This is a genomic window from Variovorax guangxiensis, from assembly GCF_003952165.1.
In the GTDB taxonomy this organism is placed as follows: domain Bacteria; phylum Pseudomonadota; class Gammaproteobacteria; order Burkholderiales; family Burkholderiaceae_C; genus Variovorax; species Variovorax guangxiensis.
The window spans coordinates 505,403-530,751 of record NZ_RXFT01000001.1 but is presented as its reverse complement, the minus strand read 5'-3'; the positions used below and the strand labels follow the sequence as shown (position 1 = coordinate 530,751).

General features: G+C 68.6%; 22 protein-coding genes and 1 other RNA gene. 9 read left to right on the top strand and 14 right to left on the bottom strand.

Features of this window, described 5'->3' with window-relative positions; genetic code table 11:
- Positions 1–55 precede the first annotated feature (55 nt).
- Positions 56–691 (bottom strand): superoxide dismutase, encoded by a 636-nt coding sequence (locus tag EJP67_RS02575; protein ID WP_126019091.1) that lies wholly within the window; start codon positions 689–691, stop codon positions 56–58.
- 195 nt (positions 692–886) lie between these two features.
- On the opposite strand from EJP67_RS02575, the gene EJP67_RS02570 reads away from it, so the two are divergent.
- The 5 genes from EJP67_RS02570 (at position 887) to moeA (ending at position 6,147) form a co-directional block, all read left to right on the top strand.
- On the top strand, positions 887–1,585 hold the full coding sequence (locus EJP67_RS02570) for a hypothetical protein (protein WP_126019089.1): 699 nt from the start codon (positions 887–889) through the stop codon (positions 1,583–1,585).
- An 88-nt stretch (positions 1,586–1,673) separates the two neighbouring features.
- Positions 1,674–2,957 carry a serine hydrolase domain-containing protein gene (locus tag EJP67_RS02565; protein WP_126019087.1) on the top strand — a complete coding sequence of 428 codons (1,284 nt, stop codon included), beginning with the start codon at positions 1,674–1,676 and terminating at the stop codon, positions 2,955–2,957.
- A gap of 58 nt (positions 2,958–3,015) precedes the next feature.
- Positions 3,016–4,173 carry a GTP 3',8-cyclase MoaA gene (gene moaA / locus EJP67_RS02560; RefSeq protein WP_126019085.1) on the top strand — a complete coding sequence of 386 codons (1,158 nt, stop codon included), beginning with the start codon at positions 3,016–3,018 and terminating at the stop codon, positions 4,171–4,173.
- A gap of 14 nt (positions 4,174–4,187) precedes the next feature.
- Entirely contained in the window at positions 4,188–4,829 is a 642-nt protein-coding gene (gene mobA / locus EJP67_RS02555; protein WP_126019083.1) for a molybdenum cofactor guanylyltransferase MobA, read from the top strand.
- 1 nt (position 4,830) lies between these two features.
- Positions 4,831–6,147 carry a molybdopterin molybdotransferase MoeA gene (gene moeA / locus EJP67_RS02550; RefSeq protein ID WP_126019081.1) on the top strand — a complete coding sequence of 439 codons (1,317 nt, stop codon included), beginning with the start codon at positions 4,831–4,833 and terminating at the stop codon, positions 6,145–6,147.
- A 22-nt stretch (positions 6,148–6,169) separates the two neighbouring features.
- Here moeA and rnhA read toward each other — a convergent pair whose 3' ends face one another.
- Together rnhA and EJP67_RS02540 are read right to left on the bottom strand one after the other, a co-directional pair.
- Positions 6,170–6,619 (bottom strand): ribonuclease HI, encoded by a 450-nt coding sequence (gene rnhA / locus EJP67_RS02545; RefSeq protein WP_126019079.1) that lies wholly within the window; start codon positions 6,617–6,619, stop codon positions 6,170–6,172.
- Positions 6,620–6,659: 40 nt separating this feature from the next.
- On the bottom strand, positions 6,660–7,418 hold the full coding sequence (locus EJP67_RS02540; protein ID WP_126020378.1) for a class I SAM-dependent methyltransferase: 759 nt from the start codon (positions 7,416–7,418) through the stop codon (positions 6,660–6,662).
- A 19-nt stretch (positions 7,419–7,437) separates the two neighbouring features.
- On the opposite strand from EJP67_RS02540, the gene gloB reads away from it, so the two are divergent.
- Both gloB and EJP67_RS02530 read left to right on the top strand, forming a co-directional pair.
- The gene (gene gloB / locus EJP67_RS02535) at positions 7,438–8,226 is read left to right on the top strand and encodes a hydroxyacylglutathione hydrolase (protein ID WP_126019077.1); all 789 of its coding nucleotides are present in this window, start codon (positions 7,438–7,440) and stop codon (positions 8,224–8,226) included.
- Positions 8,223–9,851 carry a transglycosylase SLT domain-containing protein gene (locus EJP67_RS02530; RefSeq protein ID WP_126019075.1) on the top strand — a complete coding sequence of 543 codons (1,629 nt, stop codon included), beginning with the start codon at positions 8,223–8,225 and terminating at the stop codon, positions 9,849–9,851. Before gloB ends, EJP67_RS02530 begins: the two co-directional genes overlap by 4 nt.
- A 19-nt stretch (positions 9,852–9,870) precedes the next feature.
- Here the strand turns inward: EJP67_RS02530 and EJP67_RS02525 are convergent, their stop codons facing one another.
- From EJP67_RS02525 to dnaX, 8 genes are all read right to left on the bottom strand, one after another.
- Entirely contained in the window at positions 9,871–11,061 is a 1,191-nt protein-coding gene (locus tag EJP67_RS02525) for a low temperature requirement protein A (RefSeq protein WP_126019072.1), read from the bottom strand.
- Positions 11,062–11,131: 70 nt separating this feature from the next.
- Positions 11,132–11,968, bottom strand: a complete 837-nt coding sequence (locus EJP67_RS02520) for an ABC transporter permease (RefSeq protein ID WP_126019070.1) — start codon at positions 11,966–11,968, stop codon at positions 11,132–11,134.
- On the bottom strand, positions 11,968–12,783 hold the full coding sequence (locus EJP67_RS02515; RefSeq protein ID WP_126019068.1) for an ABC transporter ATP-binding protein: 816 nt from the start codon (positions 12,781–12,783) through the stop codon (positions 11,968–11,970). Before EJP67_RS02515 ends, EJP67_RS02520 begins: the two co-directional genes overlap by 1 nt.
- Positions 12,784–12,828: 45 nt before the next feature.
- Positions 12,829–13,866, bottom strand: coding sequence for an ABC transporter substrate-binding protein (locus EJP67_RS02510; RefSeq protein ID WP_126019066.1), 1,038 nt, complete (start codon positions 13,864–13,866; stop codon positions 12,829–12,831).
- Between the two features lie 190 nt (positions 13,867–14,056).
- A complete protein-coding gene (locus tag EJP67_RS02505) occupies positions 14,057–14,449 on the bottom strand; it encodes an MAPEG family protein (RefSeq protein ID WP_126019064.1) in 393 nt (130 codons plus the stop codon).
- A gap of 11 nt (positions 14,450–14,460) precedes the next feature.
- A complete protein-coding gene (gene recR / locus EJP67_RS02500) occupies positions 14,461–15,051 on the bottom strand; it encodes a recombination mediator RecR (protein ID WP_126019062.1) in 591 nt (196 codons plus the stop codon).
- A gap of 17 nt (positions 15,052–15,068) precedes the next feature.
- Positions 15,069–15,401 (bottom strand): YbaB/EbfC family nucleoid-associated protein, encoded by a 333-nt coding sequence (locus EJP67_RS02495; protein WP_012747441.1) that lies wholly within the window; start codon positions 15,399–15,401, stop codon positions 15,069–15,071.
- A gap of 56 nt (positions 15,402–15,457) precedes the next feature.
- Positions 15,458–17,329, bottom strand: coding sequence for a DNA polymerase III subunit gamma/tau (gene dnaX / locus EJP67_RS02490; RefSeq protein ID WP_126019060.1), 1,872 nt, complete (start codon positions 17,327–17,329; stop codon positions 15,458–15,460).
- Positions 17,330–17,491: 162 nt separating this feature from the next.
- Here dnaX and ffs point away from each other — a divergent pair.
- Positions 17,492–17,588, top strand: an RNA gene (gene ffs, locus EJP67_RS02485) — signal recognition particle sRNA small type.
- 90 nt (positions 17,589–17,678) lie between these two features.
- Here ffs and EJP67_RS02480 read toward each other — a convergent pair.
- The 3 genes from EJP67_RS02480 to EJP67_RS02470 are packed head-to-tail and all read right to left on the bottom strand — an operon-like array spanning position 17,679 to position 24,771.
- The gene (locus EJP67_RS02480) at positions 17,679–18,917 is read right to left on the bottom strand and encodes a TIGR03862 family flavoprotein (protein ID WP_126019057.1); all 1,239 of its coding nucleotides are present in this window, start codon (positions 18,915–18,917) and stop codon (positions 17,679–17,681) included.
- Entirely contained in the window at positions 18,914–22,177 is a 3,264-nt protein-coding gene (locus tag EJP67_RS02475; RefSeq protein ID WP_126019055.1) for a UvrD-helicase domain-containing protein, read from the bottom strand. Before EJP67_RS02475 ends, EJP67_RS02480 begins: the two co-directional genes overlap by 4 nt.
- Positions 22,174–24,771, bottom strand: a complete 2,598-nt coding sequence (locus EJP67_RS02470; RefSeq protein WP_126019053.1) for a PD-(D/E)XK nuclease family protein — start codon at positions 24,769–24,771, stop codon at positions 22,174–22,176. Before EJP67_RS02470 ends, EJP67_RS02475 begins: the two co-directional genes overlap by 4 nt.
- Before the next feature lie 150 nt (positions 24,772–24,921).
- On the opposite strand from EJP67_RS02470, the gene trxA reads away from it, so the two are divergent.
- Positions 24,922–25,254: a thioredoxin TrxA gene (trxA, locus tag EJP67_RS02465; RefSeq protein ID WP_093431992.1), complete on the top strand. Its 333-nt coding sequence runs from the start codon at positions 24,922–24,924 to the stop codon at positions 25,252–25,254.
- The last annotated feature ends 95 nt before the right edge of the window (positions 25,255–25,349 follow it).

Below are 25,349 nucleotides of genomic sequence, written 5' to 3'. Positions count from 1 at the left end.
CGACTGCCTGCCTTGCGCGATGGCGCCCTGTCGCGGCTCGTTCATGGGTTGCTCCTCAACCGCCGGTAGCGGCAGCGTGGCGCCGGGCCACTTCGGCCCAGTTCACGACGTTGTAGAAGGCCGCGATGTACTCGGGGCGGCGGTTCTGGTACTTGAGGTAGTAGGCGTGCTCCCACACGTCGAGCCCGAGGATCGGCGTGTTGCCCGAACCGATGCCGCGCATCAGCGGGCTGTCCTGGTTGCCGCTGCTTTCCACCGCGAGCTTGCCGCCGACACCGACGCAGAGCCACGCCCAGCCGCTGCCGAAGCGCGTGAGGGCGGCCTTGGTGAATGCGTCCTTGAAGGCATCGAAGCCGCCCAGGTCGGCGTCGATGGCCTTGGCAAGCGCTCCGGTGGGTACCCCGCCGCCGCCCTGGCCGACGGGCGCCATCACGGTCCAGAACAGGGTGTGGTTGGCGTGCCCGCCGCCGTTGTTGCGCACCGGCGCGCGCAGCGCTTCGGGCAATTGCTCGACACCGGCGATGAGCTCTTCGACCGGCGTTCCCTCGTGCGGCGTGTCTTTCAACGCCGCGTTGAGGTTGTTCACATAGGTCTGGTGGTGCTTGCCGTGGTGGATTTCCATCGTCAGCGCGTCGATGTGGGGTTCGAGCGCGTCGAAGGCATAGGACAAGGCTGGCAGGGTGTACGGCACGGTCGGGAAGCTCCTTGGTTGAAAGAGCCCTTTGCGTTGTCGACATGTGCGTACTCAGGCGCCCAAATGATAGGAATTCTCATTGTCTACGTCAAGACATAGAGATATCGAATGACGCAAACCCGCCAATCCCGGAAGCTTTCGGCAACGATCGATACACTGCCCTACGGCATGTTTTCCGGGAGATCTCCAACGATGAAGCTCGCACGATCCATCTTTCTTCCCCTCGCATTGCTCCTTGGCTGCGCCCTCGCCGCCGCGCAGAACGGCGCCACGCCGCCCACCGGCGACTACATCTACGAGGGCGGCAGCGGCTCGCTGCGCATCAAGCCCAACGGCCACTTCGACATCACCACCATCGGCGCCAACGTCCACACCTGCGCGCTCGACGGCACCATCGCGCGGGGCAAGGCCAAGCTCGACGACACGGGGTGCGTGGTGAACTTCGCGGCCAATGCCGACAAGCTGCAGGTCACAACCAATGGCTCGGACGAGTGCCGCGGCTACTGCGGCATGCGCGCCGTCTTCGAAGGCACCTACATCCGCCCTGCCCCCTACTGCACCGACAAGGCCGTGAGCAGCACGCGCAAAACCTTCAAGCGGCAGTACGACGCCAAGGACTACGCCGCCGCGCAGACCACCCTCGCGCCCGTTCTCTCGGACTGCGACAGGACACTCGACTGGATCACCAAGGCCTGGCTGCGCAACGACCTCGCGCTCACGCAGTACAAGCTCGACGACCGCGCCGCCTGCCTCAAGACGCTGCAGCCGCTGGCCGAGGACGCCGCCCGCACCGACGACGGCATCAAGGAAAACTACCCACCGGCCGACGCCGACATCTACCTGCCCGTGGTCCGCGCCACGCGCACGAACCTGAAGCTCTGCCGCGGATAGCGCCGGGCTGGTCAGGCGAGGGCGGCTCCGGGACCGCCGCGCACGGTTTTCGTTTTTTCATCCACCACAACAAGACGGAGACGACACCATGAGATTCCTGAAGCGCAAGCTGCGCGCCGCAGTGCTCGGCCTGGGCCTGGCCATTCCCCTGCTTGCGGCGGCGCAGCAACTGCCCACGGCCACGCCCGAGCAGGTCGGCCTCTCCAGCGAGCGCCTGCAGATGCTCGGCAAGGTCCTCAAGGCCGACGTGGCGGCCGGCAAGATCCCGGGCGCGGTGCTGCTGGTGGCCCGCCAGGGCAAGGTGGCGTGGTTCGAGCCGGTCGGCAAGCTCGACAGCGCCGCCGGCACGCCGATGCCGCGCGACGGCATCTTCCGCATCTATTCGATGAGCAAGCCCATCACCACGGTGGCCGCGATGATGCTGGTGGAGGACGGCCGCCTGAAGCTCGACGACCCGATCTCAACCTACCTGCCCGAATTCGCGAGCATGACGGTGGGCGTCGAGAAGCCCGGCGCCGACGGCAAGCCGGTGCTCGAGACCGTGCCCGCGCGCCGACCGATCACCGTGCACGACCTGATGCGCCACACCTCGGGCCTGACCTACGGTTTCTTCGGCCCTGGCCTCGTGAAGCAGGCCTACAACGCCGCCAACCTGGGCGCTGGCGACCCCACGCTGGCCGAGTTCTCCCAGCGCCTGGCGAAGCTGCCGCTGGCCTACCAGCCGGGCACGACCTGGGACTACAGCCAGTCGACCGACATCCTCGGCCGGGTGATCGAGGTGGTCTCGGGCCAGTCGCTCTACCAGTTCGAGAAGGCCCGGCTATTCGATCCGCTGGGCATGAAGGACACCACCTATTACGTGCCCGAGCCGGCCCGCCAGTCACGCATCGCCGAGCCGCTGCCCAACGACCGCAGCTTCGGCGTGGGCGCCGAATTCAACGACCCGCGTATCGTGCGCAAGTACGAATCGGGCGGCGGCGGGTTGGTGTCGACCGCGAACGACTACGCCCGCTTCCTGCAGATGCTGATCAATGGCGGCTCGCTCGACGGCAGGCACTATCTTGGCCCGCGCACCATCGCCCTGATGACCGCCGACCACTCCAACGCGGGATCCGGCATCGTGCCCGGCCCGCTCTACCTGCCGGGTCCTGGCTACGGCTTCGGCCTGGGCTTCGCGGTGCGCCGCAACGACGGCGAGGCGCCCTACCCCTCGGCGGGCGGTGAATACAACTGGGGCGGCGCGGGCGGCACCTACATGTGGGTCGACCCGAAGAACGAGATGTTCGTGGTGCTGATGCTGCAGTCGCCGAAATTCAGGACACATTACAGAACATTGACCCGGGACATGATTTATGCGGCCGTGATCAAGTAGCCTGTGTTCCGCAGGCCCTTGGGGCCTGGCGCAAAATCGGGCCCCACCTCACGAAGCCATGAAGAACAGCAGCAGCACCGTCATTCCGATCTCCAGCATCGGCCGAGCACGCCCTGCGGTGGCCGTGCCGGAGGTCGCCGTGCCCGCCACCGGCATGCTGCTCGACCGGCTGGGCCGGCCCCTGACCGACCTGCGCATCAGCGTGACCGACCGCTGCAATTTCCGTTGCAGCTACTGCATGCCCAAGGACGTGTTCGACAAGGACTACAAGTACCTGCCGCACAGCGCCCTGCTGAGCTTCGAGGAAATCACCCGGCTGGCCCGCCTCTTTGCCGCGCACGGCACGCGCAAGATCCGGCTGACCGGCGGCGAGCCGCTGCTGCGAAAGAACATCGAGGGCCTGGTGGAGCAGCTCGCCGAGATCCGCACGCCCGCGGGCGAGCCGCTGGCGCTGACCCTGACCACCAACGGCTCTCTGCTCGCGCGCAAGGCCGCCGGCCTGCGCGCCGCCGGCCTGCAGCGCGTGACCGTGAGCCTGGACAGCCTCGACGACGCGGTGTTCCGCCAGATGAACGATGTCGACTTCCCGGTGGCCGACGTGCTCGCGGGCATCGACGCGGCGCTGGCCGCGGGCCTGGGCCCGGTCAAGGTCAACATGGTGGTCAAGCGCGGCACCAACGAGCAGGAGATCCTGCCGATGGCGCGCTACTTCCGTACTCATCACGCCGGCAAGGTGGTGCTGCGCTTCATCGAGTACATGGACGTTGGCGCCACCAATGGCTGGCGCATGGACGAGGTACTGCCGTCGGCCGACGTCGTCACGCGCATCCATTCCGAATTCCCGCTCGTACCGCTGGGCGCCACCACGCCCGGCGAGACCGCCAAGCGCTGGGCCTATGCCGACGGCGGCGGCGAGATCGGCGTCATCAGCAGCGTCACCCAGGCCTTCTGTCACGACTGCAGCCGCGCGCGTCTCTCCACCGAAGGCAAGCTGTACCTGTGCCTCTTCGCGAGCGCCGGCCACGACCTGCGCCCGCTGCTGCGCGGCAACGCCAGCGACGAAGACATCGCTTCGGCCATCGGCCACATCTGGCAGGGCCGCGCCGACCGCTACTCCGAGCTGCGCGCCCTGCGCGGCCCCGATGGCGACAACGGCAACGGCGACGCCGGCTCCAAGGGCCCGCGCCGCGTCGAGATGAGCTACATCGGCGGATGAGGCAGGCGCCCGCCATGCCCGCGCACGCCAGCATCGCGTCCGCCGACATCACGGGTCTGCTGCTGGCCGGCGGCCGCGGCTCGCGCATGGGCGGCGTCGACAAGGGGCTGCAGCCTTTCAACGGCGAGCCGCTGGCGCTGCATGCGATGCGGCGGCTGGCGCCGCAGGTCGGCACGCTCATGGTCAATGCCAACCGCAATCTCGCCGAGTACGAAGCCTTCGGCGCGCCGGTTTGGCCCGACAGCCTCGCGGACTACCCTGGCCCGCTGGCGGGCTTCCTGACCGGGCTGGAGCACTGCGCCACGCCCTGGCTGCTGACGGTGCCCTGCGACACGCCCCTCTTCCCGCCGGACCTCGCCGCCCGCCTCGCCGAAGCGGCGGCGGCCAGCCAGGCCGACATCGCCCTGGTGGTGGCGCCCGAGCCCGCCGATGGCGGCGGCACGGTGGAACTGCGCCCCCAGCCCGTCTTCTGCCTGCTGCGCGCCAGCCTTCGCGAAAGCCTGCTTCGCTACACCGCCGCCGGCGGCCGCAAGGTCCACGCCTGGATCGCGCAGCACCGCGCCGTGCAAGTGCCCTTCGACCGGCCCGGTGACGCGCCCGACGCGTTCTTCAACGCCAACACCCTGGCCGAACTGCACGCCCTCGAAAACCGATGAGATGAGCCGCATCGCAGAACTCGCTTCCGCCCTCGCGGGCCATGACGACGCCGACCTGAGCGTCGAGGCCGTCCACGCCTTTCTTTCCCAGCTGATGGCCACGGCCGTCGTCACCGGGCGCGAGAGCGTCTCGCTCTCTGAAGCGCTCGGCCGCGTGCTGGCCGAGGACATCGTCTCGCCCGTCAGCGTGCCTCCGCACGACAACTCCGCCATGGACGGCTACGCCTTCGACGGCGCCGTGCTGCCCGACAAGGCGCCCAGCGACGCATCCATCACGCTGCGCGTGGTGGGCACGGCGCTCGCCGGAGCCGCATGGCGCGGCGCGCTGGGGCCCGGCGATGCGGTGCGCATCATGACCGGCGCGATGATGCCGACGGGCCTCGACACCGTCATTCCGCAGGAGTTCTGCAAGGTCGATGGCGATCGCGTCTGCTTCCCCGCCCGGGTGCTGCGCCGCGGCGACAACCGCCGGTTCGCCGGAGAAGACCTCATGAAGGGCCAGCCCGCGCTGCGCAAGGGCGAGCGCCTTTCGCCCGCCGCGCTGGGCATGGTCGCGAGCCTGGGCCTGCCGGGCGTACCCGCGCTGCGGCGGCTGCGGGTGGCCTGCTTCTCGACCGGCGACGAAATCCTGAGCCTGGGCGACGCGCCGCGCGAGGGCGCCGTGTACGACAGCAACCGCTACACCGTGATCGGCCTGCTCACGCGGCTGGGCTGCGAGGTGCTCGACCTCGGCCTCGTGCGCGACGACCCGGCCACGCTCGCCGCCACGCTGCGGCGCGCAGCGCGCGAGGCCGACGCCATCGTCACCAGCGGCGGCGTGAGCGCGGGCGCGGCCGACCACACGCGCGCCGTGATGCAGCAGCTGGGCGACATGGCATTCTGGCGCGTGGCGATGCGGCCGGGCCGGCCGCTGGCGGTGGGACTGATTCCCACGGAGGAAAGCGCATCGAAGCCGCCGGCCGTGCTGTTCGGGCTGCCGGGCAATCCGGTGGCAGTGATGGTGACCTTCCTGGCCTTCGTGCGGCCTGCGCTGCTGCGCATGATGGGCTGCCACGAAGCGGCAGCCGCGCCGCCGCCGCTGCTGCGCGCGCGCAGCACGGGCTCGATCCGAAAGAAGCCGGGCCGCACCGAATATCAACGCGGTTTCGTGAAGGCCGTGCCCGGCGCGCTGCCCGAGGTGTGCGTGGCGGCCAACCAGGGTTCGGGCGTGCTGAGTTCGATGCTGGAGGCCAACGGGCTCGTGGTGCTGCGCCACGACCAAGGCAGCGTAGCGCCCGGCGAGGAAGTCGACGTGATGATGTTCGACGGAGTGATCTAACCGCCGGAGAGCGGGCCCGGGGTCAGATCCGCCCCAGCGCCTTGTCCACGCCCTTGTTGGCCAGCATGTCCGCGCGCTCGTTGCCCGGATCGCCCGAGTGGCCCTTGACCCAGCGCCACTCGATCTGGTGGCCGCCTTCGTTCACCAGCGCGTCGAGCCGCTTCCAGAGCTCGACGTTCTTCACCGGCTCCTTGCTCGCGGTGACCCAGCCCTTGGCCTTCCAGCCGCGGATCCATTCGGTGATGCCCTTGCGCACGTATTGGCTGTCGAGGTAGAGCAGCACCTTGCAGGGCCGCTTGAGCGCGGCCAGGCCTTCGATGACGGCGGTCAGCTCCATGCGGTTGTTGGTGGTGTTGAGTTCGCCGCCGAACAGGTCCTTCTCGCTGGTGCCGGACTTGAGCCACGCGCCCCAGCCGCCGGGCCCGGGATTACCCTTGCATGCGCCATCGGTATAGATCACGACTTCGTTCAAGCTGACGTTTCCTTCTTCTTCATTCGATTCCAATCGATCTTCATTTCTTCCAATTCTTGCCTGGCCCGTCGCGATGCACCTTGCCGGCGATGGGCACCGGCGCCGTGGCGCGGGCACCGGCGCGGCGCCAGTCGGCGCTCAGCAGGCGCATGCCGCGCACCCGCTTCACCGCGACCAGGAAGTAGGCCGCGCCGAAGATCGGCCACCAGCGCTCGCCGACGGAGTCCACCCAGCGCAGGCGCTCCAGCCACGCCTCGCTGCGCACCGCCGGCCGGTAGATGCCGAAGCGACCCGACTCCACCTCGAAGCTCAGCAGGCGCAGCCAGTCGCGCATGCGCCAGTAGCCGATGAACTCGCCGCCCTCGGGCAGGTAGAGATCGCCGATGCCCAGCCTGCGGTAGACATGTGCGCGGCGCTGCCGCATGCCCCAGAGGCTGGTCGGATTGAGCCCGCAGATGACCACGCGGCCCTCGGGCACCAGCACCCGCTCGACCTCGCGCAGCGTGGCGTGCGGGTCGGGGCTCAGCTCGAGCGCGTGCGGCAGCACCACCAGGTCGAGGCTGTTGGCCGCGAAAGGCAAGGCAGCGAAGTCCGTGAGCAGCGTCGCCTTGCCGCCGCGGGCCGGGTCGTCGAGAGCCAGCCAGCGGTGCGGCATGCGGTTGGCGCGCAGGCCATCGACCTCGGCGGCGCCCAGCTGGAGCGCGTGATAGCCGAATACATCGGCCACCGCCTGATCGAACTGGGCCTGCTCCCAAGCCAGCAGGTACCGCCCCGGGGGGGTCGCGAACCAATCCTGCAAACCTATAATTTGACCGCTCATGACCCTTGTTCCGCTGCCCGCTTTCGCCGACAACTACATCTGGATGCTGCACGACGGGTCCCACGCCATCGTGGTGGATCCGGGCGATGCCCAACCGGTGTTCGACGCGCTGGCGCGCGACAAGCTGCGGCTGGCCGCGATTCTAGTCACGCACCACCATCCCGATCACACGGGCGGCGTGGCCGCATTGCATGCAGCCACCGGGGCAAAGGTATGGGGCCCCGCGCGCGAGCGCATTCCCGAGCCCTTCGCGCCGCTGGCGCAAGGCGACATTGCCGATGCCCTCGGGCTGCGCTTCGAGGTCATCGACGTGCCGGGCCATACAGCCGGGCACATCGCCTACTTCCTGCCCGCCGGGCAGGCCTCGCGCGAAGACGCGCCGCTGCTCTTCTGCGGCGACACGCTCTTCTCCGGCGGCTGCGGGCGCCTCTTCGAGGGCACGCCCTCGCAGATGCTGGCCTCGCTCGACGCGCTCGCCGCCTTGCCCGGCGACACGCGCGTGTGCTGCGCCCACGAGTACACACTTTCTAACCTGCGTTTCGCGCAGGCGGTGGAACCGGCCAACGCCGAGCTGACTCACTACAACGCGCGCTGCGAGAGCCTGCGCGCGAAGGGGCAGCCCACGCTGCCGTCGCAACTGGCGGTCGAACGCCAGGTCAACCCCTTTCTTCGCAGCCGCGAAGCCACTGTCCTTAGAGCGGTGCGTGCCCACGCCGAGCTGGCTGCCGATGCAGCCGAGGCCGACGTGTTCGCGGCACTGCGCCAATGGAAAAACGACTTCCGATGAAACTGATCGCTGCCACCTGCCTTGCAGGTTCACTGGTGCTCGCCGGCTGCGCGAACACGAACGACAACAGCACCTCTTCCTCCTCCTCTTCCCCCTCCTCGTCGGCGCGTGCCGGCGGCACCGGCTCCAAGGTCGCCGGCAGCGCGGCCCCCGTCTATCCGCGCGACGCGCTCTCCCCGCTGACCAGCGGCCAGGCCCATTCACAGAGCGTCGTCACGCTCGCACCGCCGGTCGACATGTGGGACCGCATCCGCCGCGGCTTCAAGATGCCGGACCTCGACAACGACCTCGTGCGCGACCGCGAGCAGTGGTATGCCAGCAGGCCCGACTACATCCAGCGCATGACGGAGCGCTCGAACAAGTACATCTTCCACATCGTCGAGGAGCTCGAGCGCCGCAACATGCCGACCGAGCTGGCGCTGCTGCCCTATATCGAGAGCGCGTTCAACCCGCAGGCCATCTCCAGCGCCCGCGCCGCGGGCATGTGGCAGTTCATGCCGGCCACCGGCAACGACTTCGACCTGAAGCAGAACATCTTCCGCGACGACCGCCGCGACGTGGTGGCCTCCACCCGCGCAGCGCTCGACTACCTGCAGAAGCTCTACGGCATGTTCGGCGACTGGCAGCTCGCGCTGGCCGCCTACAACTGGGGTGAAGGCAGCGTGAGCCGCGCCATCGCCAAGAACCAGCGCCTGGGCCTGCCCACCACCTACAGCGACCTCACCATGCCCGCCGAGACGCGCATGTACGTGCCCAAGCTGCAGGCGGTGAAGAACATCGTGGCGAATCCGCAGGCCTTCAACACCGAGCTGCCGCTGATCGCCAACCACCCCTACTTCCAGACCGTCACGCTCACGCGCGACCTCGACGTCGAGCTCGCCGCCAAGCTGGCCGACGTGCGGCTCGAAGACTTCCGCGCGTTGAACCCCGCAGCCCACAAGCCGGTGCTGATCGCCGCCGGCACGCCGCAGATCCTGCTGCCCTGGGACAACGCCGCCGTGTTCCAGCGCAACTTCGACGCCTACTCGCAAGGCCAGTACGCCAGCTGGACCGCCTGGGTCGTGCCCAACACCATGACGGTGGCCGACGCCGCCCAGCGCTCGGGCATGAGCGAGAACGACCTGCGCTCCATCAACAACATCCCGCCGCGGATGCTCATCAAGGCCGGCTCGACGCTGATCGTGCCGCGCGGCGCCCGTGTGAAGGAAGACGTGGCGGCGGTGGTCGCCGATGGCGGCCACCTGAGCTTCCAGCCCGAGATCGTCACGCGCCGCACGACGGTAAAGGCCGGACGCGCCGACAACGTCGCGAGCATCGCGCGCCGCTACAACCTCAAGCCCGCCAGCGTGGCCGAGTGGAACGACGTGAAGCCGAACCACGCGTTCAAGCGCGGCTACAGCGTGGTGGTGTACCTGCCCGTTCGCGCAACGGTGGCTGCCCGCGCCGGCACCGGCATCCGCGCAACCTCGCATGCAGCAGCGCCCGCCCCGGCCCGCCGCGGCGGCGCGCCTTCCAAGTCTGCAGCCCCGCGTGGCGCCGGCAGCGTGGTCAAGGTGCCTGCGAGCAGCAAGCAGCAGGTCGTGCGCGAGAAGCGCGGCGGCACGCCCTCCAAGAAGAAGCGCTGAGAAGCAGGCTGACGGAGGCTCAGTGGGCCTTTGCGGCCTGCTGTGCCCTGCGTCGCACGATAGCCTCCATCGCGGCGACCCCGATCATGATGGCGGTGGTGAGCGTTCCCACCACCAGCACCGTCAGGTGCGAGGCGAACACCGCGAGCACCGCCAGGAAGCCCAGCCCGAAGAGATGCGACTGCGGCAGGAAGCCGCGCACCACGCGCTTGAAGAGCGCATTGCCGAACAGGTAGATCGCCGGGCCGCCGATCAGCGCGCCCAGGTACTTGAGCTCGGCGTGGTGCGAGCCCTCGCCGATCGTCAGCTCGTCCGCCACGGCGCACACGATGATGCCGGCCACCAGGATCACGTGCGTGTAGTGGAACTTCGCGCCGATGGCGCCCGGGTCCTGCGCATGCTCGATGACGTGCGTGGCTTCCCTGGCGCTGGTGTCGAAGTACATCCACCACATCGCCAGGCTGCCCGCGAAGCCCACGAGCAGCGCGAACAGGTCGACGCCATGCCATTCGACGTGGTGCCCGAAGGCGATGCCGGTGGCCAGCACCGACTCGCCCAGCGCGACGATCACGAAGAGCTGGCAGCGCTCGGCGAGGTGGCCGCCGTCGATGGTCCAGTCGCTGGTCAGCGAACGGCCCAGGCCCGGAAAGCGCAGGCCGATCATCGGAGCGATGTACTCGCACAGCACTCCGCCGAACCACAACGCAAGGCGCGCCTGCCCTTCGGCGAAGCCGCCGGCGATCCAGAACACGCCGGCCACGCAGTTCCAGGCCAGCAGGCGGCGGAAGTTGGGCGTGAGCGGATCGTTCGGGCCGATGGCGATCAGCATGCAGAAGGTGCGCCCCGCCTGGATGCCCACGAAGCACAGCGCGAACACCAGTCCGCGCTCGGAGAAGGCGCCTGGCAGCGCCGAGGCCATCACCATCGCCAGCAGCATGATCGCGAAGAGCACGCCGCGGATGCGCAGCGTGCCAGGGTTGAACCAGTTGGTGGTCCAGGCCGTGTACTGCCAGCCCAGCCAGACGGCGAACCACATGACCAGCGTCTGCAGCGCCCCCATCAGCGTGAGGTGGTCGAGCAGGTAGTGGGAAAGCTGCGTGACGGAGAAGGCGTAGACCAGGTCGAAGAACAGCTCTTCGTTGGAGACCCGTGCCGCCTCGCTGCGCGAGCGCAGGGTCGTGGCCCGCTTGTGGTTGTTGTCGTGGCTCATTGTTCGTTTACCCCCATGAATCGTTGCGGCGCCCTGAGGCTGCCGCGCGCGATCATCGCACGGGGCCGAACTAGAGCTTCTCGGTCTCGCCCGTCTTCGGCTGCCACTTCATCAGGCGCCTTTCGATGACCCCGACGATCCCGTCCAGCGCCAGCGCGAAGGCCGTGAGCACCACGATGCCGGCGAACACGGTGTTGACGTCGAAGGTGCCCTCGGCCTGCAGGATCAGGTAGCCCACGCCGCGCGCCGAGCCCAGGTACTCGCCCACTACCGCGCCCACGAAGGCCAGCCCCACCGAGGTGTGCAGGCTGGAGAACACCCAGCTGGTCGCGCTCGGCAGGTACACGGTGCGCAGCAGTTGCCGCTGGTTGGCGCCCAGCATCTTCGCGTTGGCCAGCACCACCGGGCTCACCTCGCGCACGCCCTGGTAGACGTTGAAGAACACGATGAAGAACACCAGCGTCACCGCCAGCGCCACCTTGCTCCAGATGCCAAGGCCGAACCACAGCGCGAAGATGGGCGCGAGGATCAAGCGCGGCATCGAGTTGGCGGCCTTGATGTACGGATCGAGAATCAGGCTCGCCGTGGGCGCGAGCGCCAGCCACAGCCCGCAGGCCAGCCCGAGCACGGTGCCGATGCCGAAGGCCAGCACCGTCTCCAGCAGCGTGGTGCCCAGGTGCTGGTAGATGTCGGCGTTGCCCTTCAGTCCTTCGGGAAAGAGTGCGTTGGCCGGAACCTCGAACGGCAGGAACCAGCTCCAGATGCGCCCCGCAACCTGGATAGGCTCGCCGAGGAAGAAGGCGATCTGCTGATTGCGCGAGGCGACATGCCACGCCACCAGGATCAGCGCCAGCAACGCCAGCTGCCAGAAGCGCGCATTGCGTTCGTTCAGACCGGGCCGTGCCATCACGCGGCCTTCCTGAGCTGCTGCGCATAGCCCTTGAGCACCTCGTCGCGCAGCACCTCCCAGATCTGGGTGTGCAGCTCGACGAAGCGCGGCTGCGTTCGCACCTCCGCCACGTCGCGCGGACGCGGAAGATCGATGGCGAATTCGCCGATGGGATGCGTGGCCGGGCCGGCCGACAGCACCACCACGCGATCGCTCATCGCGATGGCCTCGTCGAGGTCGTGTGTGATGAAGAGCACCGCCTTCTTCTTCGCGCTCCAGAGCTCGAGCACCTCGTTCTCCATGAGTTGGCGCGTCTGGATGTCGAGCGCGCTGAAGGGCTCGTCCATGAGGATGATGTCGGGGTCGAGCACCAGCGTCTGCGCCAGCGCCACGCGCTTGCGCATGCCGCCGGAGAGCTGGTGCGGGTATCGGTCGCCGAAGCCCGAGAGGCCCACGCGCGAGAGCCATGCCCCGGCCTGCTCGCGCGCCTGCGCCTCGGGCACGCCGCGGTATTGCAGGCCCACCATCACGTTGTCGATGGCGCTGCGCCATGGCATCAGCGCCTCCGACTGGAACATGTAGCCCGCGCGCGCGTTGATGCCCGAGAGCGTCTGGCCGAAGACTTTCACCGTGCCCGAGGAAGGCTGCAGCAGCCCGGCGCCCACGTTCAGCAGCGTCGACTTGCCGCAGCCCGTGGGACCGACCACCGAGACGAACTCCCCGGCCTTCACGCGCAGCGTGGTGTCGGCTACCGCCGTGTAGCGCTGGTCAGGATCGTCCTTCGACAGAAAGGTGCAGCTGATGGAGAGGAGTTCGAGTGCGTGTTCGGACATGGCAGAAAAAACCCGGCCTGAGCCGGGTCGCGGGACATGCGGGGGTCAGGCTTTGAACCTGTCCTTGGCGCGCCTTGCAAAATCGTTGGTGTAGGTCCTGGCGAGGTCGATCTTGTCGGCCTTCACGGTGGTGTCGAAGCTGGCGATCGCGTTCAGCGCGGTCTTGGGGCCGTCGGTGGGCACGAGGCCGTCGGTGGCGATCGACTCGCGCACCTTGTCGAAAGAAGCCAGGTACAGCGCGCGATCACCGAGCAGGTAGGTCTCGGGCACCGTCTTGATGATGTCGCCCGGCCCTGCCGTCTGCAGCCACTTGAGCCCATGCACGATCGCGTTCGCCAGCGCCTGGCAGGTGTTGGGATTCTTCTGGACGAAGTCGGACGACGCATAGAGGCAGGCCGCCGGCATCGTGCCGCCGAACACCTGCTGCGTGCCCTTGAGCGTGCGCGTGTCGCTGATGATCTTCACGTCGCCCTTCTGCTCGAGCATGGTCATCACCGGGTCGGTGTTGCTGATGGCGTCGATCTGGCCCGAGCGCAGCGCGGTGAGCGCGCCGGCCGCCACGCCCACGCCGATGTAGCTCACGTCGCTGGCCTTGAGCCCGCCGCGCGACAGCACGAGGTTGGCCACCATGTTGGTCGACGAGCCCGGTGCCGAGACGCCGATCTTCTTCCCCTTGAGATCCTGGATGCCGGTGTAGCCGGCCATGTTCTTGGTCGACACGCCCACCGCGATCTGCGGTGCGCGCCCCTGCAGCACGAAGGCCTGGAAGAACTGGTTCTTGGCCTGCAGGTTGATGGTGTGCTCGTAGGCGCCCGAGCACACGTCGGCCGATCCGCCCACCACTGCCTGCAGCGCGCGCGCGCCGCCGGCGAAATCGGAAATCTCAACGTCGAGCCCTTCGGCCTTGAAGTAGCCGAGCTGCTCGGAGATGGTGAGCGGCAGATAGTAGAACGCCGCCTTGCCACCCACCGCGATGGAGATCTTCGTCTTCTCCAGTTTGGCCTGCTGCGCAAAGACACGCGGCAACGCGATGGTTGCGGCGGCGATGGCGGAAGCAGAAATGAGGGTACGGCGATGAAGCATGAAAACTGGCCTGGAACTGTTGCCTGAAGCTGTTGCCTGAAGCTGTTGCCTGAACTGTTGCTTCTGGGCTCTGTGATTCGTAAGAAACTGAATCGAGCTTAGGGGCCGCAACAGGCAACTGCATCGGGGTCATCCCGTGCGGGTTTCCACGTAAGCATGAAGGCCTCGCAGAGAAGCCTTCGCCGAGGCTTCAGCGAGCCAAAAAAAGTATCGCGATATTGACCAGAAACGCGAGCGCCCAGACAGCGCTGCGCAGGCTTCCGATGCCCCTGATGTAGAGCGCGAGATAGATCACGCGCAGCACCACGTAGGCCATCGCGAGCATGTCGAGGCGCGCCTGCGCCGCGCCGAGCTGGTGCGCGATGATCACCGCGCCGATGAAGAACGGCAGGCCCTCGAAGCTGTTGGCCTGCGCGCTGTTGGCGCGAGCGCGCCAGCCGCTCTGCTTCGCGGCCCATTCGCGCGGATGCTGGTTGTCGCGCGGTGCAAAGCTGCCGGCCTTGGCGATCCATGCCGCGACATACGGCAACACGCAAGCGACGAGCACGCACCAGTAGGCGACCGTGAGCAGCGAGAAAGTCATGTGCGGTTGCCCTACCTGCGATCCACCAGCGCGTGCGCGATGGTGCCGAGATCGACGTACTCGAGCTCGCTGCCGGCCGGCACGCCGCGCGCGAGGCGCGTCACCTTCAGGCCGCGCTGCTTCAGCCCTTCACCGATCACATGCGCGGTGGCCTCGCCTTCGGCCGTGAAGTTGGTGGCGAGGATGACCTCGCTCACCGTGCCGTCGCGCGCGCGGTCGAAGAGTTTCTGCAGCCCGATGTCCTTCGGCCCGACGCCGTCGAGCGGACTGAGCTTGCCCATCAGCACGAAGTAATAGCCGCGGAAGGCGCCGGTGCGTTCGAGCGCGGCCTGGTCGGCCGGCGTCTCGACCACGCAGAGCTTCGTCGGGTCGCGCCGCGTGTCGAGGCAGACACTGCAGATCGGCGCTTCCGTGAAGGTGTTGCAGCGCTCGCAATGCCGCACCTGTCCCGCTGCCTGCTGCAGGGCGCGCGCGAGCAGTTGCGCTCCGTCGCGGTCGTGCTGCAGCAGGTGGAACGCCATGCGCGAGGCCGACTTGACGCCGACACCGGGCAGGCGGCGCAGCGCTTCGACCAAGGCGTCGAGCGAACTGGCGTCTGCCATCTATTCCGGCCGCCGGCTCAGAACGGCAGCTTCATGCCGGGGGGAAGACCGGGCATGCCGGCCGTGAGCTTGCCCATCTTCTGCTCGCTGGTTTCCTCCGCCTTGCGCACGGCGGCGTTGAAGGCGGCGGCCACGAGGTCTTCGAGCATGTCCTTGTCGTCCGCCAGCAGGCTGGGGTCGATGGTGATGCGCTTGACGTCGTGCTTGCAGGTCATGACGACCTTGACGAGGCCTGCGCCGGATTCGCCTTCGACCTCGATGGTGGCCAGTTCTTCCTGTGCCTTCTTGAGGTTGTCCTGCATTGCCTGCGCCTGCTTCATGAGGCCGGCCAGTTGTCCTTTGTTGAACATCGTTGGTCCTGATCTGTCGGGTTGGAAAGTGGGTGAAGGATACGGGAGACGCGAGTTCAGGCCGGCTTGAGCGTGCCGGGGACGATCTTCGCGTCGAAATCGCGCATCAGCGCCTGGACCTCGGGGTCGCTCATGATGGCTTCCTCGGCCAGGCGCTGGCGCTCGTCGGCCGCCTGCTTGTTGCGGCGCGCGGGGCTGTCGATCACGCCGCCGACCTCGATGGCGAGCTTGACGTTGTGGCCGGCGCCGTTCAGCGCCGCGGTGAGCTTCTCGCGGGCGGACGGCTGGTTGAGCGTTTCGCGCTCGATGCGCAGCAGCCACTGGTCGGTGTCGCGGCCGACAAGCTGCGACTGCAGGGCGAGCTCTCGCGCCAGCGCGGTGATGGCCTCGGCAGCGACCAGCTGGGTGACAGTGGCGTACCAGAAGTCGCCGTCCTCGCTGGTTGGAATCGGCGTGAAAGCGCTGCGCGGTTCGTCGGGGCGCGGGGTGTCGCGGGCGCTCGGAGGCGGCTGCACTCGGATAGGCACGCCGACGACCTTGGCGGGAGCATCGCCGTTGGCGCCGCCGGAACGAGGCTCGGCCTGCCGGGGCTCGTCGACCACTGCGAGGCGGTGGCCTGCGGGAACCGGAGTGGCGGCCTGGACCGCAGGTGCCGGGACCGGGGCCTGCACGGCCGCCGCGGGCGCTTCGACTGGCGGGCGAGCCACTGGGGCGGGAGCCTGAGCAGGCGGAACCGCACGCACCGGAGCCTGCGTCGCCGCGGCCTCGGCTTCATTCAGAGTTTTTTTTTCCGGGGTAGCCGTCGATGCGGCCGCGCTGGAAGGCTTGAAGGCCAGCAGCCGCAGCAGCACCATGGTCAGCGCGGCGTACTCGTCGGGAGCCAGCCCCAGCTCGCCACGCCCGTGCAGGCACAGGCTGTAGAGCAGCTGGGTTTCGTCTGCGGGCATCAGCGCGGCGAGGCGCGCAGTGTCGGCCGCGTCGGGGTCGGTGGCGGCGTCGGCCGCTTCAGCGCGCGAGGGCACGGCCTGCAGCACCGCCATGGCCTGCAGCACGGCCGTCATTTCTTCCAGCGTGGAGGCGGCGGACATGCCGTCGACGCGCAATGCCTCGGAAGTTTCGACCACCGTCTTGCCGTCGCCCTGAGCCAACGCCTCGATCAGGCGGAACACGTGGCCGCGATCGACGCTGCCGAGCATCTGGCGCACGCCGGCTTCCACCAGCTCGCCGTTGCCGAACGCGATGGCCTGGTCGGTGAGCGAGAGCGCATCTCGCATCGAGCCGCGCGCCGCGCGCGCCAGCAGGCGCAGCGCCTGCGGCTCGGCCGGCACGCTTTCGGTCTGCAGCACGGCGGTGAGGTGCTCGAGCACCGTCTCGGGCGCCATCGGCCGCAGGTTGAACTGCAGGCAGCGCGAAAGCACCGTCACCGGCACCTTCTGCGGATCGGTCGTGGCCAGCACGAACTTGAGGTACTCGGGCGGCTCCTCGAGCGTCTTGAGCATCGCGTTGAACGCGGTGTTCGTGAGCATGTGCACTTCGTCGATCATGAAGACCTTGAAGCGCCCCTGCACCGGCTTGTAGACCGCCTGTTCGAGCAGCGACTGCACCTCGTCCACGCCCCGGTTGGAGGCCGCGTCGAGCTCGGTGTAGTCGACGAAGCGCCCCGCATCGATGTCGCGGCAGGCCTGGCAGACGCCGCACGGCGTGGCCGTGATGCCGCCCTGCCCGTCCGGCCCCTGGCAGTTCAACGACTTCGCCAGAATCCGCGAAACCGTGGTCTTGCCGACACCCCGGGTGCCGGTGAAGAGATAGGCGTGGTGCAGGCGCTGCGTCGTCAGCGCGTTCTCGAGCGCCTGAACCACATGCCCCTGGCCGACCATCTCACCGAAGGTTTTCGGACGGAACTTGCGGGCGAGCACGAGATAAGACATTGCGGGCATTCTAAAAGGCGCGGAGCCCCCATCCCGATACTGGGGCAGGGCTTTCGTGGGACACCGAGGAACCGGCTTTGCCGGGCCTCCTGTGTCGCCCCCAGCAGGGGGTTGGCGAAGCGACACGAAGTGCGCGCAGCCTGGGGGGTTACAATACGCCCTGACGGGCCTCCCTGCATGGTGAAGTGGCCAACCGGGTCAGGTGGGGAACCAAGCAGCCCTAACTGCGTAGTCAGTGCCAGGGGTAAGGCTCGTCAACCTCTTCAGCGGTTTCGTTTCATTCCATGCGAAATGAAACGAGGCCCGCACAAACAATCTCCAGCGAAAAAGTTTCAGCGATGCCAGGCCCTCAAAGGCCGAGCCGCTGGATCGCGCCGCGCGCCGCCATCGCGCCGCTGGCCATCGATGCCGTCAGCAGATAGCCACCGGTAGGCGCTTCCCAATCGAGCATTTCCCCAGCCGCGAACACGCCCGGCAGCGCCTTCGACATGAGCTGGGCATCCAGCGCGTCGAAGCGCACGCCACCTGCCGTGCTGATGGCCTCGTCGATCGGCCGCGCCGCCACGAGCTTCAGCGGCACTGCCTTGATGGTCGCCGCAAGCTGCTGCGGGTCGTGCATCGCCTCGCGGCTCAGCGCCTCGTGCAGCACGCCGGCCTTGATGCCCTCCAGACCGAGCCTGCTCTTGAGGTGGCTGCTGAGCGAACGCGCACCGCGCGGATGCTTGACGGCAGCCAGCACCTGCTCGGCACTGCGATCGGGCAACAGGTCGAGCAGCAGCGTGGCGCTCCCTTTTTCGGCGATCTCGTCGCGCAGCAGGGCCGAGGCCGCATAGATCAGGCTGCCCTCGATGCCGGTGGCAGTCGCGACGAATTCGCCCTTGCGCGCGAACTGCCGGCCGTGGCTGTCGGTGAACGAGATCGCGACCGACTTGAATGGCTGGCCTGCGAAGCGGCTGGAGAAATGCTCGCTCCAGCCCGAGCCATCGAAGCCGCAGTTGGCCGGCTCGAGCGGAGCCACGTCCACGCCCTTCGCCTGCAACCATGGCACCCATGCACCGTCAGACCCGAGCCGCGCCCAGCTCGCTCCACCCAGCGCCAGCACGACGGCATCGGCGCTGGCAATGACTTCGCCGGCCGGTGTGGTGAATCGCAGCGACGCCGGATCGAAAGCCCCCTCTCCCACCCACCGATGCCGCATGTGGAACTGCACGCCAGCCGCGCGCAGCCGATGCAGCCACGCACGCAGCAGCGGCGCGGCCTTCATGTCGGTCGGAAACACGCGCCCCGAAGTGCCTACGAAAGTCTCGATGCCCAGGCCGCTCGCCCATTCACGCACCTGCTGCGGCCCGAACTGCGCGAGCATCGGCTCCAGTTGCGCACGGCGCTCGCCGAATCGGCTCACGAACGCGTCGAAAGGCTCGGAGTGCGTGAGGTTCAGTCCACCACGGCCGGCCAGCAAAAACTTGCGGCCCACCGAGGGCATCGCGTCGTAGACGTGCACTTGCGCGCCGGACGCGCTCAGTATTTCAGCCGCCATCAGGCCGGCGGGTCCGCCGCCGATGACGGCGACGGTCGGGGAAACAGTCATTCGAGATTCACCAGTTCGCCCTGCCCGGTGAGGAACGCGACACGCACGGTGGCACCGGGATAGGCATGTTGCACTGCCGCGCGATAGCGCTGCATCTGTGCGATCAGCGCGGCGTCCCGTTCGGGGCGTGCCGCGGATTTGTAGTCGAGCACCCACCAGACACCGCTGCCGCGCTCGCGCACCAGCCGGTCGATGCGCAGGGTCTCGCCTTCGTGCACCAGCGTGACCTCATTGCCATGCCAGTCGACCTTGCGATCGTCCCACACCCAGGCACCCTCGCCCGCGCGGATGCGGTGGGCGAGCGCCGCGGCGCCGCGCGCCTGCTGCGCATCGAGCAGGAATTCGCGGGCGGCGGCTCGTACATGGGCGGCCGCCAGTGGCTCGCCCGGCACGGCCCATTCGAGCAGCCGGTGCATGGCCTGCCCGAAGGCGGCGGCGCGCGCGTCGACCGTGGTGGTGACAGCCTTTTTCGCGGACGGCTGCTCGGCAGGCTCCGGCGCCTGCGGCATGCGCTTCATTGCAAAGCTGCCCGACCCGGTTTCGGTCGGCAGCGCGACCAGCGGCTCGTCGGCCTCGGTGGGCTCGCACAGCGGCTGCAGGCGCGACCACCAGCTGCCTTCGTTGGCGCGTGCCGGCTTCACCGACGAGAGCACCAGCCGCTCGCGCGCCCGCGTGACGGCGACGTAGAGGCCGTTGAGCTCCTCGCGATGGCGCGCGCGCTGCTCTTCCTCGAGCAGCGTGACGGCGCACGCCGGCGGCGTCTTCTCGCTCGCGAGAAAGATGAAGCGCGTCGGTGCGCTGTCGCTGCCCTTCCACTCGACCAGCACGCCCATGGTCTGGGCGCGCGGCGGCGGAGCGTCGCAGTCGAGCATGAGCACGGTGTCGGCCTCCAGGCCCTTGGCGCCGTGCACGGTCAGCAGCTGCACGGCCTCGGGCGCGGTCACGGTCGGCGCCCGCACGCCGCCTGCGCGCAACGCACGCACCAGCGCATAGGGCGTTGCGAAACGTGCGCCATCGATGTCCAGCGAGGCCGACAGCACGCCGCGCAGGTTGGCCAGCGCGCCCTGCCGCATCGCGGCCGGCACGGCGGCGCCGAACTTCGCGAGCAGGTCGCCATCGTGGAAGATCGCGTCGAGTGCGTCGTGGGGAGGCAGCGTCATCAGCCAGCGCTGCCACCGCTTGAGCTGGAGGCCCGCCTCGACGAGCACCGGCGGCAGGCTCTCGTCCTTCTGGATCAGCGAGAACCAGCTCACGGGGCCGCGCTCGCGCTGGCGCAGCGCGAGCTGCACCAGGGCCTCGTCGCCGATGCCGAACACCGGCGACTTGAGCGCCCTGGCCAGAGACAGATCGTGCGCGGGCGATACCAGCGCGTCGATCAGCGCGACCACGTCCTGCACCTCGGGTGCGTCGTACAGATCGTTCTTCTCGGGCTGCTGCACGGGAATGTGGCGCTGGCGCAGCGCCTCCTGCATGGCCGAGAGCCGGCTGCGCCTGCGCGCCAGCACCATGATGCGGCTGGGCTGCGTGCCATCGGCGATGCGCTGCGCCACCCAGCGTGCGGCCTGCTCGCATTCCTTCTGCAGCAGCTGCTCCTCGGGCAGCACGCGCGGGGTGATGAGGCTGTCGCGCCAATGCAGCATGCCGTCGTCGGCGGGAGCGGCTTCGGATGCGTCGCCGCCGACCGCGTCGCGGTCGATGGCCGGAAGGCACAGCAGCTCGCCGTCGTCGCGGCGCTCGGTGGTGTGGGCGCGATAACCGTCGAACTCGCCGGCCTCCTGCGCCGCCAGCATTGCCGCGTTGACCAGCCCGACCACCGACTGCGCGTTGCGGTGCGTGTGGTCGCAGTTCAGCAGCTCGCCGTCGAGCCCCTCGCGCACGAACTTCTTCGCGGCGATGAACACCTGCGGCTCGGCGCGGCGGAAGCGGTAGATGCTCTGCTTCGGATCGCCCACGATGAACACCCGCGGCGCGCGGCCCTGCGCGCCGGTGTAGGCGCTGAGCCAGCCGTAGAGCGCCTGCCACTGCAGCGGGTTGGTGTCCTGGAATTCGTCGATCAGCAGGTGCGCGATGCGCGCGTCGAGCCGCTCCTGCACCCAGCCCGAGAGGGCCGACTGGCCGAGCAGCAGCTGGGCAGCCTGCTCGACGTCGTTCATGTCGACCCAGCCGTGGGCTCGCTTCACGTCGGCGAAGGCGGCTATCAGCAGGCGCGTGAGGCGCGTCATGCGCTGCTGGTAGAGCCAGGCGGCGTGCTGGGCCTGCGCGGCGCACAGCACCTGCAGCTCGGCCTCGGCCTCCTGCGCGGCGGGGAATTTCTGCAGGTTCTTGTTGAGACGGTCTTCCGTCGCCACGAAGAAGTTCTTGCGCAGATGGGCAAGGGCGGCCACCAGCGCATCGCCGGCCGGCTCGCCAGTGCCGAACACGTCGATGATGGCTTCGGCGGCCTTCTGCGGCGTCTTGTTGCTCTCGCGGCCCAGCGCCGCGGCGCGGTCGAGCCAGCGGCGGCGGACCTGTTCGCCGCGCAGGGCCTCGGTCGGCTCGTCCAATCCTTCGAGCGCCGGGTACATCGCGCTGAAGTGCTGTACGGCGTTCTCCGCATCGGCCAGCGAGAACTCGACGCGCTTCGACAATGCCTCGCCCAGCGCCTTGGCCGTCTGCGAGCGGCCGTGCGTGGCGACGACGGCGTAATAGTCGGCCAGCGCCTGCCTGTCGGCGGTCACGGCCTCGAAGAAGGGACGCCACGTTCGGCTGCGTGCCTCGGCGTCGTCTTCGAGCAGCTCGTAGTTCGACGGCAGGCCCAGCTCGCGCAGCACCGCGAGCGGCGCATTGCGCAGAAGGCCCGCGAACCAGGCGTGGAAGGTGCGGAACTGCACCGGCCGGCCGCCTTCGAGCAGGCGCCGGTAGAGGCCCTTGAGGCGCGGCACCGCAGCCGATGCCGCCGCCGGCGCCATGCCGCGCATCACCAGCTGGGCGACCAGCTCTTCCTGCGGGCGTTCGGCGAAGTCCTCCAGCCACTGGTCGAGGCGCTCGCGCATCTCGCCGGCCGCCTTCTTCGTGAAGGTGATGGCCAGAATCTCGTGCGGCTCGCAGGCGGCATCGCCCTCCTCGAGCAGCGCGCGCAGGATGCGCGAAACCAGCATCCAGGTCTTGCCCGCGCCGGCGCATGCCTCCACCGCCACCGATCGGCGCGGATCGCAGGCGACCGTGTAGAAGGCCTCGCGCGCGACGTGCCGGCCGTTGTGTTCGTAGGCTGCGCCGTTCATTGCGTGTCGCCTCCGGTGGCTTCGACGCCCGGCGGCGGTGCGGCCTCGTCCCAGAAGTCCTTGCGGCACAGGCCGCGCGCGGCGCAGTAGTCGCAGACGGCGCCCTCGCCCAGCGGCGGCAGTGCCGCGCCCTGCCCGATGCGCCTGAAGTCCTCGATGATGCCGGCCACCAGCGCATCGCGCGCCTCGACCACGGCAGGCTGCTCGACGGTCTGCGTGCCGGCGGCCTTCTCGCCCACGTTCACGTAGGCCGCGCGCAGCGTGTCGTCGGCCACCAGCGCGGCGTAGAAGGCCAGCTGGGTATCTTCGGTGGGGTCCTTCACGCGCTCCTTGCTGACGGTGGCGGACTCGGTCTTGTAGTCGATCACGAAGGCCTGGCCGTCGGGCATGCGGTCGATGCGGTCGAGCCGGCCGATCAGGCGCAGGTCGCCCAGCGCCTGCTCCTTCCAGGGCTCGGATTCGGCGAAGACGGCGCCGGCCGCCTCATGCCCCGTGAGCCAGGCCAGGTAGCCGTCGCGCACGGCGGGCCATGCGGCGGCGAAAGGCAGGAACTCCGAATCCGAGAGCCCGAGTTCCTGCGTCGAGCGGCGGGCCGCCTCTTCGATGAGGTCGATGCGCTCCCGCGAATCCTGCGTCGGCGCCTCGGCCAGCGCCTCGTGAAAGTGGCCGAGCACGGCATGCAGCCAGTTGCCGAAGTCGCGTTTGTCAACTTCTGCATCGAGCTCGTCGGCGCTGCGCAGGCCCAGCTGGCGCAATGCGAAGAAGCGATAGGGACAGCGGCGCAGGTCCTCGTACACGCTGGTGGAGATGTTCTGCAGCGGCAGGAGCGCGCCGGAGGGCGTCGGGTATCCGGTCGGCCTGAGGGCCACCTCGCGTGGCGTACGCGGGTCGGCCGAGGGCTGCAGCGCGTGGTCGAGCTGCAGGGCCTGCACCAGCGGGCTGGGCCGCACGGGCTCGCCGCTGGCGTCGGAATGGCGCCAGATCAGCTCGCACGAGGGGTTGTGCAGGGCCGCGGCCCAGGCCGCGCGCTGGGCGGCTTCGAGCGCTTCGCGCGAAGGCAGGCCCAGTTCGAGGCGCTGGGCGGCGCTCCAGTTGCCGGGAGGCTCGGGCGATGCGGGCAGGCGGCGGTCGTCGCAGCCCGGCACGACCACGGCGCCGAAAGAGCGGCCCAGCAGCTGGTAGAGCGGCAGCACGACGACTCGCGGGGCCTGGTCGCCTGCGGGTGGTACGAAGCTCGCGTCCTCCAGAACGTCGCGGACCCAGGCGGTGAACTCGGCCAGGGTGTGGCGGCCGCCGGGGAATTCGTCCTCGTCGTCGCCATGGGCGCCCGCGTCGAGCCACAGCGCGCCGATCACCTTGCCGCCGGCCAGGTCTTCCTCGAGCAGGCTCCATTGGCCGCTGGCTTCCAGCAGCTCGCGCAGCGCGCGCAGCCATTCGGCCAGCGGGCGCGCGCGGGCCATGGGCGCACGGCGGGCCTCGATGGCCTCGGTGAAGACGAGCAGCGCGGTGTCTTTCGACTTCTCGCTGCGGGCCATCAAGGCGCACCAGGTCGACCAGTCGCGCATGGCCTCCTTGCGCAGGCGGGCCTCGAGCGAATGGACGATCGGCGAATCTCCATCGACACTGCTCTTGAGCCATTCGAGCACCTGGTCGCTGGTGGCGTCGTGGGCGCAGGCGCGCAACGCGCTCATCAGCGTGGCGGCGGCGCGGGTGGTCGAGAGCTTCCAGCCGGTTTCGTCGTGCGTGATGACGCCCTGCGCGCTCAGCTGGGCGCTGATGCGGCGGGTGAGCGCGCGGTCGGTCGCCACCAGCGCGACGGGAGCGCGGCCTTCGGCGAGATGGCGCAGCACGCAGGCGGCGGCAAGCTCGGCCTCATCCTCGGGGTCGAGAGCGACGTGGGAGGCGCAGATCCGGGTGGCTTCGCCCGAAGGCACGAGCGAAAGATGAAGGGCGCGGTCGCCCCAGAGCTTGCACAGCGACTGCGTGAGCGGATCGGACTGGAAGCCTTCCAGAACGATCAGCGCATCGACCTGGGCGCGCGTGGATTCGCGCTGCAGTACGTCGGTGGCGTAGCCAGAAGTGGAGGTCCACGCGACGGCGATGCGGATCAGCGCGCTTTCGATGCGGAACCACTCCGACTCGCTGCCTGCATCGGCCACGCTCGCGGCACGCTGCGCCCACTCGCCTCCCCGCTCTTCGGGCGTCACTGCAGCCGCAAGAGGACCGAGTTGATAGGCGAGCTCGACGACGCGGCCGGCCAGGGCGAAGCGCTCGGCATGGAAGCCCGCCTGCGACAGCAGCGCCTGGGCAGTGACCAGATCGCGCGCCATGTCGTGGGCGATGTCGTAGCCCGTGGGCACGAAGCCGCCAGCGCTTCGGGCCCAGTTGTGGGTGGTTTCGAAGCGCGGCACGAAGCCGGGGCTGCCGCAGCGCGCCCACATGGCGCGCGCCACGCCCATCAGCTGCGCATAGGGCACCAGCACCACGGTGCGGGCGGCGTGCAACTGGCGTTCAGCGAGCGCGCGGACGATCCGCGCGACGATGCCGTCGGCTGGATCGCACCACAGGGCCTGCACGGGGTGGCCTTCGTTCATTGGTTCCATCGAGGGGTTGGAGAGCGCATCGCGCAAGGGCTTTGGCTATCGCCGCCATAGCGTCTCCGCGCGGAACGCCACCCCTTGGTTTCTGTCACAATGACCAGCACTTTAGCTGCACCGAAACTCTCTGCGCACAAGGATTCACACATGGCCAGCGAACTCATCAAACACATCTCCGATTCCTCCTTCGAGGCCGACGTGCTCAAGTCCAGCCAGCCCGTTCTGGTCGACTACTGGGCCGAATGGTGCGGCCCCTGCAAGATGATCGCCCCCATCCTGGACGAAGTGTCGGCTGCATATGAAGGCAAGCTGCAGATCGCCAAGCTGAACGTGGACGAGAACCGCGACATCCCCGCCAAGTTCGGCATCCGCGGCATCCCCACCCTGATGCTGTTCAAGGACGGCCAGTTGGCCGCCACCAAGGTCGGCGCGATGAGCAAGGCTCAACTCACGGCCTTCATCGACCAGCAACTCGCCTGAGCGACATTTCAACCGGCCAGCGCGCAATGCGTTGGCCGGCTCGTTTTTCCTGTCATAATCTCCTTCAGTTCACCGGTCCTTCTGCATAGAGGCAA

Excerpts from the sequence above, each read along its gene's own strand:
- EJP67_RS02570 (WP_126019089.1), top strand. The coding sequence starts at position 887 with ATGAAGCTCGCACGATCCATCTTTCTTCCCCTCGCATTGCTCCTTGGC.
- EJP67_RS02565 (WP_126019087.1), top strand. The coding sequence starts at position 1,674 with ATGAGATTCCTGAAGCGCAAGCTGCGCGCCGCAGTGCTCGGCCTGGGC.
- moaA (WP_126019085.1), top strand. The coding sequence starts at position 3,016 with ATGAAGAACAGCAGCAGCACCGTCATTCCGATCTCCAGCATCGGCCGA.
- mobA (WP_126019083.1), top strand. The coding sequence starts at position 4,188 with ATGCCCGCGCACGCCAGCATCGCGTCCGCCGACATCACGGGTCTGCTG.
- moeA (WP_126019081.1), top strand. The coding sequence starts at position 4,831 with ATGAGCCGCATCGCAGAACTCGCTTCCGCCCTCGCGGGCCATGACGAC.
- gloB (WP_126019077.1), top strand. The coding sequence starts at position 7,438 with ATGACCCTTGTTCCGCTGCCCGCTTTCGCCGACAACTACATCTGGATG.
- EJP67_RS02530 (WP_126019075.1), top strand. The coding sequence starts at position 8,223 with ATGAAACTGATCGCTGCCACCTGCCTTGCAGGTTCACTGGTGCTCGCC.
- EJP67_RS02525 (WP_126019072.1), bottom strand. The coding sequence starts at position 11,061 with ATGAGCCACGACAACAACCACAAGCGGGCCACGACCCTGCGCTCGCGC.
- EJP67_RS02520 (WP_126019070.1), bottom strand. The coding sequence starts at position 11,968 with ATGGCACGGCCCGGTCTGAACGAACGCAATGCGCGCTTCTGGCAGCTG.
- EJP67_RS02515 (WP_126019068.1), bottom strand. The coding sequence starts at position 12,783 with ATGTCCGAACACGCACTCGAACTCCTCTCCATCAGCTGCACCTTTCTG.
- EJP67_RS02510 (WP_126019066.1), bottom strand. The coding sequence starts at position 13,866 with ATGCTTCATCGCCGTACCCTCATTTCTGCTTCCGCCATCGCCGCCGCA.
- EJP67_RS02505 (WP_126019064.1), bottom strand. The coding sequence starts at position 14,449 with ATGACTTTCTCGCTGCTCACGGTCGCCTACTGGTGCGTGCTCGTCGCT.
- recR (WP_126019062.1), bottom strand. The coding sequence starts at position 15,051 with ATGGCAGACGCCAGTTCGCTCGACGCCTTGGTCGAAGCGCTGCGCCGC.
- EJP67_RS02495 (WP_012747441.1), bottom strand. The coding sequence starts at position 15,401 with ATGTTCAACAAAGGACAACTGGCCGGCCTCATGAAGCAGGCGCAGGCA.
- dnaX (WP_126019060.1), bottom strand. The coding sequence starts at position 17,329 with ATGTCTTATCTCGTGCTCGCCCGCAAGTTCCGTCCGAAAACCTTCGGT.
- EJP67_RS02480 (WP_126019057.1), bottom strand. The coding sequence starts at position 18,917 with ATGACTGTTTCCCCGACCGTCGCCGTCATCGGCGGCGGACCCGCCGGC.
- EJP67_RS02475 (WP_126019055.1), bottom strand. The coding sequence starts at position 22,177 with ATGAACGGCGCAGCCTACGAACACAACGGCCGGCACGTCGCGCGCGAG.
- EJP67_RS02470 (WP_126019053.1), bottom strand. The coding sequence starts at position 24,771 with ATGAACGAAGGCCACCCCGTGCAGGCCCTGTGGTGCGATCCAGCCGAC.
- trxA (WP_093431992.1), top strand. The coding sequence starts at position 24,922 with ATGGCCAGCGAACTCATCAAACACATCTCCGATTCCTCCTTCGAGGCC.